The organism is Catenuloplanes indicus, from assembly GCF_030813715.1.
GTDB lineage: Bacteria > Actinomycetota > Actinomycetes > Mycobacteriales > Micromonosporaceae > Catenuloplanes > Catenuloplanes indicus.
Genome location: NZ_JAUSUZ010000001.1, coordinates 2,566,057 through 2,579,883, shown reverse-complemented (window position 1 = coordinate 2,579,883; position 13,827 = coordinate 2,566,057). Strand labels below are relative to the sequence as shown.

The 13,827-nt window shown below is 72.0% G+C and carries 10 protein-coding genes; 5 read left to right on the top strand and 5 right to left on the bottom strand.

Translation table 11 applies throughout. From position 1 onward, the window contains the following. The first annotated feature begins 93 nt into the window (after positions 1–93). From J2S42_RS11610 to J2S42_RS11595, 4 genes are read left to right on the top strand one after another with little or no spacing between them, the layout of a single operon-like run. Positions 94–2,262 (top strand): hypothetical protein, encoded by a 2,169-nt coding sequence (locus tag J2S42_RS11610; protein WP_307238433.1) that lies wholly within the window; start codon positions 94–96, stop codon positions 2,260–2,262. Beyond that, positions 2,262–3,236 carry a DUF559 domain-containing protein gene (locus J2S42_RS11605; protein ID WP_307238431.1) on the top strand — a complete coding sequence of 325 codons (975 nt, stop codon included), beginning with the start codon at positions 2,262–2,264 and terminating at the stop codon, positions 3,234–3,236. Before J2S42_RS11610 ends, J2S42_RS11605 begins: the two co-directional genes overlap by 1 nt. 2 nt (positions 3,237–3,238) lie before the next feature. Beyond that, complete coding sequence (locus J2S42_RS11600) at positions 3,239–3,895, top strand: hypothetical protein (RefSeq protein ID WP_307238429.1); 657 nt, start codon at positions 3,239–3,241, stop codon at positions 3,893–3,895. Beyond that, positions 3,895–7,299 (top strand): helicase HerA domain-containing protein, encoded by a 3,405-nt coding sequence (locus J2S42_RS11595; protein ID WP_307238427.1) that lies wholly within the window; start codon positions 3,895–3,897, stop codon positions 7,297–7,299. Before J2S42_RS11600 ends, J2S42_RS11595 begins: the two co-directional genes overlap by 1 nt. On the opposite strand, the gene J2S42_RS11590 is transcribed toward J2S42_RS11595, so the two are convergent. Beyond that, positions 7,265–7,927, bottom strand: coding sequence for a M50 family metallopeptidase (locus J2S42_RS11590; RefSeq protein WP_307238425.1), 663 nt, complete (start codon positions 7,925–7,927; stop codon positions 7,265–7,267). The genes J2S42_RS11595 and J2S42_RS11590 overlap by 35 nt on opposite strands. Before the next feature lie 89 nt (positions 7,928–8,016). Between J2S42_RS11590 and J2S42_RS11585 the strand changes: the two genes are divergently transcribed. Next, entirely contained in the window at positions 8,017–8,685 is a 669-nt protein-coding gene (locus J2S42_RS11585; RefSeq protein WP_307238423.1) for a hypothetical protein, read from the top strand. Positions 8,686–8,860: 175 nt separating this feature from the next. Here J2S42_RS11585 and pgl read toward each other — a convergent pair whose 3' ends face one another. From pgl to J2S42_RS11565, 4 genes are all read right to left on the bottom strand, one after another. Next, entirely contained in the window at positions 8,861–9,580 is a 720-nt protein-coding gene (gene pgl / locus J2S42_RS11580; protein WP_307238421.1) for a 6-phosphogluconolactonase, read from the bottom strand. Between the two features lie 74 nt (positions 9,581–9,654). Then, positions 9,655–10,623, bottom strand: coding sequence for a glucose-6-phosphate dehydrogenase assembly protein OpcA (locus J2S42_RS11575; RefSeq protein WP_307238420.1), 969 nt, complete (start codon positions 10,621–10,623; stop codon positions 9,655–9,657). Beyond that, on the bottom strand, positions 10,620–12,137 hold the full coding sequence (gene zwf / locus J2S42_RS11570; protein ID WP_307238418.1) for a glucose-6-phosphate dehydrogenase: 1,518 nt from the start codon (positions 12,135–12,137) through the stop codon (positions 10,620–10,622). The genes J2S42_RS11575 and zwf overlap by 4 nt, the downstream gene beginning before the upstream one ends. A gap of 37 nt (positions 12,138–12,174) precedes the next feature. Continuing rightward, on the bottom strand, positions 12,175–13,827 hold the full coding sequence (locus J2S42_RS11565; RefSeq protein WP_307238416.1) for a phosphoglucose isomerase-related protein: 1,653 nt from the start codon (positions 13,825–13,827) through the stop codon (positions 12,175–12,177).

The window sequence follows — 13,827 nt, the reverse complement described above, 5'->3', positions numbered from 1 at the left end:
CACCCGATCGGTTGCACCCCGCGTCGCCTATGGTGTCCGCCGCATGCGTTCTCTTAGGCTGTGCCGGAATATTGGCAGCCCGCGACGGAGGGGTTGAGCACGCTGACGTCCGCCGCCTTCGCCGACGATCCGTTCGAGATCGGGAACTGGGCCGATTTCGCGCTGTACCTGAGTCTGATCCACCAGGCGACCGGCATGAGCCTGTCCGACCTGGAGGCGGCCGAGTCCGGTACGGACGGCCACGAGCTCGACCGCGGCGCCGTCAGCGACGCGCTGATCGGGCGCCGTCCGATCCGGAAAGCGCTGCTGGAGGGCCTGCTCCGTGCCTGGTCCCTGCCGGACGGCCAGCGCAGCCAGGTGCGCGAGGTGTGGCGCCGGCTGGACGTGCGGGCCGGTGCCGGCCCCGCGGGCGCCGGGCGATGCCGGGACGCGTCGCCGCATGCGCTCGGCATCCACGCGTCGATTCGGGCCGGCGATTCCAAGGACGATCTCCCGGCCTATGTGAGCCGGCACTTTGACGACGATCTCCGCGAGATGATCGCCAAGGGCGCGGACGAGGGCTGTTTCGTACTGCTGGTCGGTGACTCGTCGACCGGGAAGACGCGATCGCTCTACGAAGCCATTCTCAATGTTGTGCCGGACTGGTGGCTGCTGCATCCGGCCGACACCCGGGACGTGATCCGCGCGTACCGGGAACCCACCGAGCGCACCGTGGTCTGGCTCGACGAGCTGCAGAACTTTCTCGGGGCCGACCCGCCGCTCAACCGGGCGATCCTGGACGGCCTGACCCGAACCGGCATGATCGTGGTCGGCACGATGTGGTCGGAGCACTACAACGCACGCTCACCGCTGCGCCGCCCGGACGGGTTCGACAAGTACGCTGCCGACCGGGAGCTGCTCAAACGGGCGTGCCGGATCCCGGTGGACGCGGAGTTCACCGCGGGTGAGCGGGCAGCGGCGGCGGCCCTGGCCGAGCAGGACGAGCGGCTTCGCGTCGCGCTCGCGACCGGTGGCGCGGCCGGCCTGCCGCGCGCCCTGGTCGGCGCGTCCGCCCTGCTGGAGAGCTGGGTGCACGCGCCGAGCCCGTTCGTCCGCGCGGTGATCAGCGCGGCCGCGGACGCCCGCCGCCTCGGCGTCGGCTCACCACTGCCGGAGATCCTGTTACGCGAGGCGATGGAGGGGTACCTCAGCCCCGTGGACCGGGCCACCCCGCCCGAGCAGTGGCTGGACCGCGCGCTGCCGTACCTCACCGACGAACTCGGCGGCGGCGTCACCGTGCTCGCCCCGCACGCCCGGAAGGCCGGATCCCTCGACGGGTACGTGATCGCGGACTTCCTCGCCCAGCACATCGCCGGCGTGCACCGTACGGCCTGCCCACCGGCCAGCCTCTGGGACGCGCTGCTGACGCACGTCACCAACCCGGACGATCTGCGCCGGCTCTCGGTCAGTGCGCAGGTGCGCATGCGCTACCGGTACGCCGAGGCCGCGCTGCTCCGGCTGCCCGAGCGCAACGACCTGGCCGCCCTCGACCTCGCCGACCTGCTGGTGCGGCAGGACCGCCTGCACGACGCGCGGATGGCACTCTTCCCGCGGCTCGCGGAGAACCCCACCCAGGACCTTCGCGACCGGTACGAGAAGCTGCTGAACCTCACCCGCCGTGCCGACGCGATCCGCCCGAGGATTCCGGTGCAGCCCACCGCGGCCACCGCGCTCGACGAACTGCTAGCCGACTGGGGCGACGCCGACATGCTGCGCGAATGCGCGGACGCCGGTGACCGCACGGCGGCCGAGGCACTCGTCGACCTGCTCGCCGAGCGCGGGCAGCTGGACGGGCTCCGACAGCGCGCCGACCGTGGCGACGACTACGCCGGGGAGCAGCTGGCCGACCTTCTCGCACTGCACGGCCGGATCGACGAGCTGAAGGCGCGCGCCGAGCGTGGCGACGCGGCCGCGATCCGGCGCTACGGCGGGATGACGGCCGGTGGAACCCCCGGCCGGGACGCGGCCGCCCGCCAGATCGAGGAGCTGCGGGCCAGGGTCGACGCGGGCGACGAGAGCGCGGCGCGCACGCTCACCACGCTGCTCTTCGACCTCGGCGTCGCGGACGCCCTGCTGGACGAGGTCAACGCGGGCACGCCCGGTGCGGTGGACCGCTACCTCGCGCTGCTCACGGCGCGCGAGGAGACCTCGCCGGAGACGCTGCACCTGCTTCGCGCGTTCGGCATCAACGCGGACGGCACCCCCGCGGCGGGTACGCCGTGATGCCGCCGGCCGACCGGGTCGTCCAGCTGCACCGCGGCGACCCGGACCGGATAGCGCTGCTCACCGCGCGCGGTGGCCCGGAGTCACCCGCCGTGCTCAGCCACCGGGTCCGCACGGCCGGTCGGGTGGCCGACTTCGTGCGGGCGGTCCTCGACGACCTGGAGACGGCCGCGATCGAGCTCTTCCCGGCCTGGCTGCCGGAGGCGGAACACATCGACGCCCCGGGCGGCGCCGGGCTGGCCGCGGTCCGGGCGCTCGCTGCCGAGCGGGCGACCCGTACCGCCCACTTCGGACCGTTTCTCGCCGACCTGGCCGCGAGCGCGCTCTCCGGCGTACCGTCGCGGCGTCGTTTTGCCCCTGAGATCCGGGCCCGGGGCCTGGCCCGCGCGGTGGCGGACGGTCTCGGGCGGACACGGCTGGTGCTGCTCGTCCGGGTGCCGGACGGGCTGAGCGCGGACGGCGAACGCACGGTCGCGGCCGGGGCGGAATGGCTCGCGGACCGGGCCGGCACCGGCGTCTGGCTGTGCGGCGCACCACTGACCACGATCGACCGCCTGAGCGTCGCCGCGCCGCCGGCCGTGCCGGAGACGCCGCTCGCGGGCACACAGCCGGCCGCGGGACGGCCGCATCCGCGCAGCTCGTGCGAGGTCGCGCTGGAGGCGGCGCTGGCCCGGCAGCCGTGGGCGACCGGGCGGGCGTGGAACCAGACCTACCGGTCGCGTGTGCTGGACAGCCCGGTGCGGCTCGATCTGCTGTGGCGGGACGAGCGCTGCGTCGTGGAGATCGACGGGCCGGAACACTGCCGGGCGGACCGCTTCGAGGAGGACCGGCAGCGCGACGTGCGTCTCCAGCTCGACGGCTTCGCCGTTCTGAGGTTCACCAACGCGCGGGTACGTCACGACGTCGAGGCGGTCGTCCGCCAGATCGGCATCCTGATCCACCAACGGCGACACGAACATTCGAGAGGGCGATGATCATGGCCGACAGTCTCACCGCGAGCGAGAACGCGCTGCTGCTTCTCCTCATGTCCGAGATGCGGGAGATCTCCAATACCGAGCTGACCGAGAAGTACGGCGAGCTGAAGAAGCCGAGCCGGGACAAGCTCAACCGGCTCGGCTATCTGGAGAGCCGCAAGGAGGGCCGCACGTTCGTGCACGCGCTCGGCGACAAGGGCTGGGCGCTCATGGAGGAGGACCTGCACTTCCCCCGGTCCACGCCACGGGTGCTGGGTGCGGCGCTGTCCGCGTTCCACGCGGCCATGCGCGACCGGGTGCTGCCGAAGACCCAGTTCACCACGTTCGGCGAGGCGCTCTCGCAGAGCTCGATCGTCCCCGCGCAGCGGGTCGAGGCCGAGGTGGAGCCGGTGGTGAAGGACGATCTCGGGGAGCGGATCCGCGGTGTCTACGGGTCGCTGGCGAGCCGGGCCGGTGCCTGGGTGAGCCTGGCCAGCCTGCGGCCGCACTTCGCCGACGTGCCGCGCGCGGATCTCGACGCGGCGCTCAGGCAACTCAGCCGCGAGGACGACGTCCACCTGGCACCGGAGGACAACCAGAAGTCGCTGACCGCGGCGGAGGTCGACGCGGCGATCCGGACCGGTGGCCAGGACAAGCACCTGCTGGCGATCGGAGTGTGATGACCGAGGAGGAGCGGGCCGCCCTGCAGGCGCTCAGTTTCGACTGGGCGCGGGTGCCGGACGACGTCTGGCGCCCGTCGCGTTTCCACGTCGACGGGTTGCATCCGGCGGTCGTACAGACCGTGGTGGAGGGCATCGCCGACGCGGACCGGAGCACGGACCGCAGCCCGATCGGGGTGGCGCTGCAAGGGCCGCCCGGCTCCGGCAAGACCCACCTGCTCGGCTTCGTCCGGCAGCACACGCAGCAGATCGGCGGATACTTCTTCCTGGTCAGCCTGCTCGACTCCAAGGGTTTCTGGGACAGCGTGCTGACCTCCATGCTGGACGGTCTCGCCCGGCCGATCCCGGGCAGCGAGACCCAGCTGCACCTGCTGCTGCGCCGGATCTCGTCGAAGGTCGGCGCACCCCGGCTGGCCCGTCGCGCGTTCATGGGCGACACCGAGCTGACCCGCGAGACGCTGGACGCGTTCATCCAGGGGCTCACCGCCTACGACCCCTACGTCGGGCGGTACAGCCAGGACACCGCGCGGGCGCTCGCGCTCAGCGCCTCCGGCGACGTGGCGCACCAGGACCTGGCGGACAGCTACTTCGCGCTGCTCGACGAGGGTGCGCCCGGGGAGCGGACCGCCTGGGGCATGCGCCGGCTGCCGAAGACGTCGCAGGAGATCGTCCGGGAGCTGTCCCGGCTGCTGGCGCTGACCGGCCCCACGGTGATCGCGGTCGACCAGATCGACACCCTGATCGCGCAGTACGCCGGGCGGACCGCCGGCGGGGAGTCGTCCGATCCGGCCGAGCTGGTCGCGCTGGAGGAGGTCGCGGGCGGGCTGATGACGCTGCGCGAGATCACCAGCCGTACGCTGACCGTGATCTCGTGCATCCCGGCGACCTGGACGCTGATCGAGAAGCGCGCGACGGCGTCGGTGCACGACCGGTTCCGGCTCTCCCCGATCCTCAGCACGATCAAGGACAACAACCTGGGCCGGCAGATCGTTGAGAAGCGGTTCGCGGTGCGGTTCGAGGAGATCGGCTTCCGCCCGCCGTACCCGACCTGGCCGGTCAGCGAGACCGCGTTCGCCGAGGTCGGCGACTTCACGCCGCGGCAGCTGCTGATCGAGATCGACGCGCACGTACGGGCGTGTTTGCTGTCCGGTGAGGTCCGCGAGCTGACCCGGCTCGGCGAGGGCACGACGTCCCGCGTCGAGGTGCCGGTGCCGGCGGTCGCGACCGGCGATCTGGATCGGTTCGACGCGCGTTTCGTCGAGTTCAAGCGGGTTGCGGACGTGGTCGGGCCACTGACCGGCGCACGTGAGGACGCGGAGATCCCGTCGCTGCTCACGGCCGGGCTGACCGCCTGGATCTCGGAGCGGGGCGCCGCGGGCGAGCGGTTCCGGCTGGACCCGCCGCCCAGCTCACGCCCGTCGCTGCACGCGCGGCTCCGCCTGATCGTCGACGAGGACCGGGAGGACCAGGTGCACTGGTCGTTCCGGGCGATCAGCGACGGCCACCACGGCAACGCGGCGCTGTCCCGGCTGCGCAAGGCGTGCATGGCCGCCGGGCTGGACCACCGGGTGCCGAAGCGGAAGTTGTTCGTGCTGCGGAACACCGGGCTGACCGGCGGGCCGAAGATGCGGGAGGCGGTGGCCGCGTTCGAGAGCGACAACGGCACCCGGCTGCCGCTGGACGACGAGGACCTGCGCATCCTCTTCGCGCTGCGCATGCTGCTCCAGGACCCGTCCGCCGACCTGCGCGCGTGGCTGGCCGCCCGCCGCCCGACCCGCAGCATCGCCGTCTTCAAGGAGGCGCTCGCGGACGTGGACGCCTGGCTCCCGGCGGACCAGACCGCCGTCTCCGGAGCACCGGCCACGGCCGCGTCGCGGACCGCGGCCACGCTGGCCGGAGCTGTGGCCGAGGCCGGGCCGGCGGGCCGCGCCGAGGTGGGGCCGGCGGCATATGCCGGGCCGGCCGCCCGGTCCGAGGCGCCGGTGGGCGACGGCGGCCGGGTGACCGTGGTGCGAGCGGCCGAGACGTCCGCCACCGTGCCACCGGCTGGCCGCCCCGGTCATGCCAGTTCCGGCGGCGCGGAGCGGCGCCGGACACCGGTCGTCGGCCGGATCCCGCGCCAGTCGGTCGAGGAGACCGGTGGCCCGCCGGACACCCGGGCCGCGGTGTCCGAGTTCGTGATCGGGCACGACCACGTCACCGGCGCCGCGGTGCCGCTGCGGCTGGAGGCGCTCCGGAAGCACATGTCGATCTTCGCGGGTTCGGGGTCGGGCAAGACCGTGCTGATCCGGCGGATCGTGGAGGAGTGCGCGCTGCACGGCGTGTCCTCGATCGTGCTGGACGTCAACAACGACCTGGCCCGCCTCGGGGACGCCTGGCCGGAAGAACCGGCCGCGTGGGAGCCCGGCGACGCAGCCAAGGCGGCCGACTACCTCGCGTACACCGATGTGGTGATCTGGACCCCGCGCCGGGACGGCGGCCGGCCGCTGGTGTTCCAGGCGCTGCCGGACTTCGCGGGTGTCCGCGACGATCGCGACGAGTTCAACGAGGCGGTCGAGTCCGCGGTCGCGTCGCTGGCGCCGCGCGCGCTGAGCGGGCGCGGCGCGAAGTCGAACCTGCAGCTGGCCGTGCTGCGCAAGGCGGTCGAGCACTACGGGCGGCAGGGCGGCAACCGGCTGCAGGGGCTGATCGACACGCTCACCGACTTCCCCGAGGACATCATCGAGCTGGACGACTCCGCGAAGATCGCGAACGGCCTGGCGCAGTCCCTGACCGCGGCGAAGTACAACGATCCGCTGTTCGGCGGCGCCGGCACCGCGATGGACCCGGGCATGCTGCTCACACCGCCGCCGGGCAAGCGCGCGCGGGTGTCGGTGATCAGCATGGTCGGCCTGGGCAGCGACGAGATGCGGCAGAGCTTCGTCAACCAGCTGCAGATGGCGCTGTTCGCCTGGATCAAGCGCAACCCGGCCGGCGACCGCCCGCTCGGCGGCCTGCTCATCATGGACGAGGCGCAGAACCTCGCACCGTCCACCGCCATGACGCCGTGCACCCGCAGCACGCTCGCGCTGGTGTCCCAGGCCCGCAAGTACGGCCTCGGCCTGATCTTCGCCACCCAGTCCCCGAAAGGGCTGCACAACCAGATCCCCGGCAACTCCGCGACGCAGCTCTACGGCCGCCTGAACAGCCCCATCCAGATGGACACGGCCCGCGAGATGGCCAAGGCCAAGGGCGGCGACGTCCCGGACATCGCCCGCCTCACCAGCGGCGAGTTCTACCTGGCCGCGGAGGGCTCCGCTCCCCGCAAGCTCCGCACCCCGCTCTGCCTCACCCACCACCCGGCCAGCCCACTCTCCACCGAGGAGGTGGTCACCCGGGCGCGCGCTGGAACACCGGATCGATGAACCCGAGCAGCACGCCGGCACCGTAGACCAGCGCGGCCAGCGTGGCCAGCCACCAGAAGGCGCCCCAGAAGCCGGCCGGGATCATGGTCATCTTCCGTAGGTTGGTGGAGTCCCCGGCCTTCAGATTGCTGAGCGCCGTGTGGATCACGCCGCCGAGAAGCAAGAACCACACCAGGGTGTACGCGGAGAGCGCTCGCACGCCGGGGGAGCCATGGCGTGCGAGGAGAAAGAACAGCGTGCCGTAGAGCCCGACGATGAAGAATCCGAAGAAGTTGCGCATCTGCACGAAGGTGATGATCAGTAGGACGACGCACGTCCACAGCACCGCGTCCGGGCTCAGCCCGTGCGCCAGCATCGTGGCCCCGACAAGCCCGAACAAGGATGGCCCCAGATAGCCGGATACCGAGGTCAGGAAGGCATTCCCGTTGATGGTGACGGTGAGTCCGGAGCTGTCCGGATTCAATCGCATGCTTTCCACTTCGCCGCCGGTGACCGACCCGAAGAGCGCATGCCCACCCTCGTGCGCAGCAATGATCAGATAGCGCGTGAGCGTCCAGAGGACCGAGGCCGCCAGGCCGAGGATGAGCGAGCCGACGGCCAGCAGCAGGGAAGGTTCGGCGCTGGTCATGCGCGCAGCGTATGGGGGCGGCCCCGGGCCGGGATATCCGCTGATCTATCGACCGATTCCGGCTGTCGCCTCGAAATACGCTGATCAGCGTGCAGAATTCGACGATCGTGGCGTTCTACGGGCCGAAGCCGAAACCCTTGGAGACGCTGATCGCCCGAGTGCAGGGGCTGGCCGCGTCGCACCTCCCGGGTTTCCGTCCCCGGCCGATGCCCGAGGTCCACGCCACGCTCCTCGGCCTGGAAGACCCGGCCCGCGCCGCGGATCTTCCGCTGCTCCTACGCCACCTGACCGCCGCGCTGCACCGGCCCGGAATGAGCGTCCAGTTCGGTGGCTTCGCTGACCGTGAGTATCCGATCAGCAGCCGCGACCGTGGCCTTCACGAACGATCCTTCCTGGTCAGTGACGCGAACGTGGTGCTGATCGGCTGGCCGGTCGACGGCCGCAGCGGAGAGCCGACACCTGCGCTCGACGACCTGCGGCGCTCCTGCCAGGCGTTCGGCTTCCGGCACCGCTACCACCTATGCCCTGGCGACACCGACCCGGACTGCTATCTCGTCGTCGGCCGGACACCCGGCGGCAGCGCCCCCGCGCACGTCACCGTCGCCGAGACCGCGATCAGGAACGAGCTGGCCGCTTCCCCGCCGACCCGGATCTCCCTGACCACGGCTGATGTGCGTCTCGTGCGCTACTCGGACACCACACTGCCCACCGGTACGTCACGGGCCTACCCGATCGACCGGCCACACCCGCCGCACTGACGAACTCGTTGGGAAAGCCCCACGGAAGCGGTGTGGGGCGACGCGGGACCGGCAGGGAGGAGCGCCAGCGACGACCGTGGCCCGCGGGAGCATGCGGGCAGCACCACGCCGGAAGTGGGAAGAAAGGGTCGTGGTCCGCGACCGTCTGTGAGGGAGACGTTCGCGGACCGGGTCGCTATCGGCCCGCGGCGGCTGCCTTGTCGATCAGCCAGAGGGTGCGGGAGGTGCCGTGGACCTGGGCACACGGCAGGTCAGAGCCGCCGCGGATCGCGGCCGCGACCGGGTCGGCCTTGTCGGCGCCGGTGACGATGAGCCAGACCTCGTCGGCGGCGTTGATCGTGGGGAGCGTGAGCGTGATGCGGGTGGGTGGCGGCTTCGGGCTGTTCTGGATGCCGGCGGCGATGCCGGTCTCGGTCAGGCCGGGGTGGCCGGGGAAGAGGGAGGCGACGTGGCCGTCCTCGCCGACGCCGAGCAGGATGACGTCGATGTGCGGGGTGGCGGCGGTCCACTCGGCGGCGTAGCGGGCGGCCGCGGCCGTGGCGTCGTCGCCGTCCGGGCCGTCGGACGGGGGCATCGGGTGGATGCGCTTCGGGTCGAGCGGCAGCGCGTCGAGCAGTGCCTCGCGGGCCTGGGTCTCGTTGCGGTCGGCGTGGCCGAGCGGCAGGAAACGCTCGTCGCCCCACCACAGGTCGACGCGGGACCAGTCGATGGCGGTGGCGGCGGGGGAGGACGCGATCGCCCGGTAGATCTTGGCGGCGCCACGGCCGCCGGTGAGGACGATGCCGGCGGTGCCGCGGGCGGCCTGCGTGTCAATGATCTTGACGATCAGACGGGCCGCGACGGCCTGGGTCTGGATGTCCGCGTCCGCGTGGACGATCACGGTCGGTTCTGTCATCGGTAGGGCACCTTCACGAAGAGATGGAAGGGTCCGCCCGCGAGGCGAATCGCGAGCGGACCACGGGGACACGGTCAGTGCGCGAGCGCCGGGTCCTTCCAGACGTGCACGCGGTGCGCGGGGCGGCTCTCCAGGTGCGGCAGGCCGGCGAGCGCGCCGAGTGCCTCGGAGTAGACCTGGTCCGGGTCGAGGCGGCGCAGTTCCTCGGCCAGTTCGTCGCCGACCGGGCGGCGGACCAGCGGCATCTCGCGGTCGGCCTGGCCGGTGCGGCTGAACAGCGCGGTGTTCTCGTCGCGGGTGACCTTGATGCAGTCGCCGTTGGCGCACTGCAGCTCGACCGAGCGCATGCGCGGGTGCTCGGTGGTCGGCTCCAGGACCGGCACGATGCCCAGGCGGGCGGCGAGCCAGCCGCCCATCAGCGCGGCGGTCGGGTCCTTCTCCGGCGCCACGATGGTGGCGCCGACGACCTGCTCGGACGTGGTGTCGAACGCGCTGGCCACGAGCGTGCGCCAGAGCGTGATCCGGGTCCAGGTGAGGTCGGTGTCACCGGGCGCGTAGTCCTTGGCCCGCTGCTTGAGCGCGGCAACCGGGTCGGGGGCCTGCGCGGAGTCGGTGATCCGCCGGTCCGCTACCACGCCGAGGAAGTCGTTCGCGATCTGCTCCGGCGGCTCGCTGTGCCACCAGGAGACCACCGGCACGTCCGGCGCCAGCAGCGGCATCACCACGGACTCGGCGTGCAGCGCGAGCCGGCCGTACATGCGCAGCACCGCGGCCTCGGCCGGGCCGAGCCGGCCGCCCACCACGATCTCCGCGTCCAGCCGGCTGCGCTGGCTCTCCACGTCGGAGCGGACCACGATCAGCAGGCGGCACGGGTGCGCGGAGGCCGCGATCGTGGCCGCGGCCTCCGCCTCCCGGACCCGCTTCTCGTCCACCACCGCGATCAGGGTGAGCGCGAGGCCGCTGGCCACGCCGCCGGCGCTGCGCCGTTCCGCGGCGAGCGCCTTCACGACCTCGTTGCCGGTCGTGTCCCACAGGCCGATCATGCTCGCCTCCAGCTCCGGCCCTCACGGGCCAGCAGTTCGTCGGCGGCGCGCGGTCCCCACTCGCCGGCCCGGTACGGCTCGGGCGTGGTGCCCGCCCACGCCTCCTCGAGCGGGTCGATCACCTGCCAGCTCTGCTCCACCTCGGCCGCGTCCGGGAACAGCGTCCGGTCGCCGACCAGCACGTCCAGGACCAGCCGCTCGTACGCCTCCGGGCTGGACTCGGTGAACGCCTCGCCGTACTGGAAGTCCATCGCGATGTCGCGGACCTCCATCGTGGTGCCCGGCACCTTGGAGCCGAACTTGAGCACCATGCCCTCGTCCGGCTGGACGCGCACGACCAGCTGGTTGTGGCCGAGCATCTCCACGTCGGCCGGGTCGAACGGCAGGTGCGGCGCCTTCTTGAAGACGATCGCGATCTCGGTGACCCGGCGCGGGAGCCGCTTGCCGCAGCGCACGTAGAACGGGACACCGGCCCAGCGGCGGTTCTGGATGGCGAGTTTGACCGCGACGTACGTCTCGGTCCTCGACTCGGCCGGGATGTTCTTCTCCTCCAGGTAGCCGACCGCGCGCTCGCCCGCGACCCAGCCCTGGAGGTACTGACCTCGTACCGTGTCGGCCTGGATGTCCTTCGGCACGGTGATCGCCTTGAGTACCTTCAGCTTCTCGGCCCGGATCTCGGACGGGTCGAAGCTGGTCGGCTCCTCCATCGCGAACATCGCCATGAGCTGGAGCAGGTGGTTCTGCAGCACGTCACGGGCGGCGCCGGCACCGTCGTAGAACCCGGCACGGGTGCCGATGCCGACGTCCTCGGCCATGGTGATCTGCACGTGGTCGACGTACTTCGAGTTCCACACCGGCTCGAACAGCGAGTTCGCGAAGCGGAGCGCCAGGATGTTCTGGACGGTCTCCTTGCCGAGGTAGTGGTCGATGCGGAACACGTCGTCCGCGGTGAAGACGGAGTCGACCAGCCGGTTGAGCTCCTTGGCCGTCTCCAGGTCGTAGCCGAACGGCTTCTCCACCACCACGCGCCGCCAGCCGCCGGACTTGCCGTTGTCGGCCATGCCGGTGCGGGCCAGCTGCTTGAGCACGATGGGAAAAGCGACCGGCGGGATCGAGAAGTAGAACGCGGCGTTGCCGGCGATACCGTGCGTGGCGCGCAGCTCGTCCAGCGAGGAGGCCAGCGTGTCGAACGCGGCGTCGTCGTCGAACGAGCCGGCCACGAACTTGATGTTCTCCGCCAGCCGGGCCCAGACGTCCTCCCGCCACGGGGTGCGGGCGCCCTTCTTGGCCGCCTCGTACGCCAGCGACTCGAAGTCGCCGTCGCCCCAGTCGCGCCGGGCGAAGCCGAGCACCACGAAACCGGGCGGGAGCAGGCCACGGTTGGCCAGGTCGTAGACCGCGGGGATCAGCTTCTTACGGGACAGGTCGCCGGTGACGCCGAAGATCACCAGAGCGCAGGGCTCCGGGATTCTCGGCAGCCGGCGATCCTGTGGGTCGCGCAGCGGATTTCTCACGCCGCCATCCTCCCAGTTTTTGCCAGGCAGAGCAGGTTTACAGTGCCTGCGCGGCCGTTACGAGTTGATTGATTCCGGCCGTGCGGTCGGTGAGGTGCAGACGAAGCAGCGGGCGGCCGTCCAGCGCGGCCCGGTCACCGGCGGCCTGCGCGGCCTGCAGGCGCCCGAACGTGTACGGCCGGCCGGGAATCGCCAGATCGTCCGAGACCACGCCGGTGAGTTGCAGGAACGCGCCGGATGGCGGTCCACCCTTGTGGAACTGTCCGGCGGTGTGCAGCAGGCGCGGCCCCCAGCCGAAGGTAACCGGCTTACCGGATTTGTCGGCCAGAATGGACCTCAAACGTGCGATCTCCGCATCGTCATGACGGTCCAGATAGGCCATGACGGCAAGATAGTCGCCGGCGTCCAGGACGGTCCGCAGTACGTCGGCGAGGCCACCGTCCTGGATCGTGCCGCCGGGGACGACCTGGATCGCGCGGCCGGGGAAGACCTGGAGCGCGCGGTCGGTGAACGCGGGCTGCTCCGCGGGCAACGCCTCCAGCAGCCGCGTCGTGTGCGCCTTGGTGGACGCCACGTCCGGCTGGCTGAACGGGTCCACGCCGAGCACCCGGGCCGCCAGCGCGGTCGCGAACTCCCAGGCCAGGAACTGCGCGCCGAGCGGACCGTTGACCGCCAGCTGCGCGCCGATCCCGCCGCCGGGCACCGCGCCGGCGCCGAGCGACCCGCCGTACGCCACGGTCAGCACGCCCAGCCCGGTCGCGCCCGGCTCGTCCGGCGAGTCCACCACGACCGGCAGCAGCCCGAGGCCGTCCTTGCCCAGCGACTCCGCGAGCAGCTGCTCGGCCCAGTCGCCGAGCCCGTCCAGCCCGCTGCCGTCCGGGACCAGCGCCACCGCGGAGTATCCGGCGGTGGCGGCCGCGCCGATCGCGGCGCCGAGAGCCAGCGCCGGATTGCCGTCCTCGCCGCCGAGCGAGGCCGCGAACTCCTCCGCCTGGTCCAGCAGCTCGGCCACGTCGACACCGGCCAGCGCGGCCGGGACCAGCCCGAACGCGGTCAGTGCGCCGAACCGCCCGCCGACCGTGGGGTCCGCCACGATGACGAACGCACCCATCTCCAGCCCGGTCTCGACCAGCGGCGAGCCCGGATCGGTGACGACCACGAAGTGCCGGCCGGCCTCCTCCGGAGTCCGGCCAAGATCAAGAAATGCCCGGTGGTACGCCCGGCGCTGCGCGTCCGTCTCGATCGTGCTGCCGGACTTGCTGGACACGACCACCACGGTCGTGTCCAGCCGGTCGCCGAGCGCGGCCCGGATCTGCCCCGGGTCGGTGGTGTCCAGCACGGTCAGCGGCCGGCCGAGCGTCGCGGCCATCGCGGCCGGTGCCAGCGAGGAGCCGCCCATGCCGCACAGCACCACGTGGTCCAGGTCGCCGAGCTCCGCGCACAGCTCCGCGAGCTGGGGGAGCAGCTCGCGGGACCGGTGGAACGTGTCGAGCCAGCCGAGGTGTGCCGCGGCCGCCGGTTCCGCCTCCGGACCCCACAGCGTGGGGTCCTTGCGGGCCAGCAGGCCGGGCACACCGTCGGCGACCAGCGCCCGCCGGACGGACGCCGGTGACTGCTCATCGATGGCACGAGCGCCGTGGACGGCAAGTCCGGCGGCTGCCTCGGCGCCACCGCTGAGCAGATCACTCAT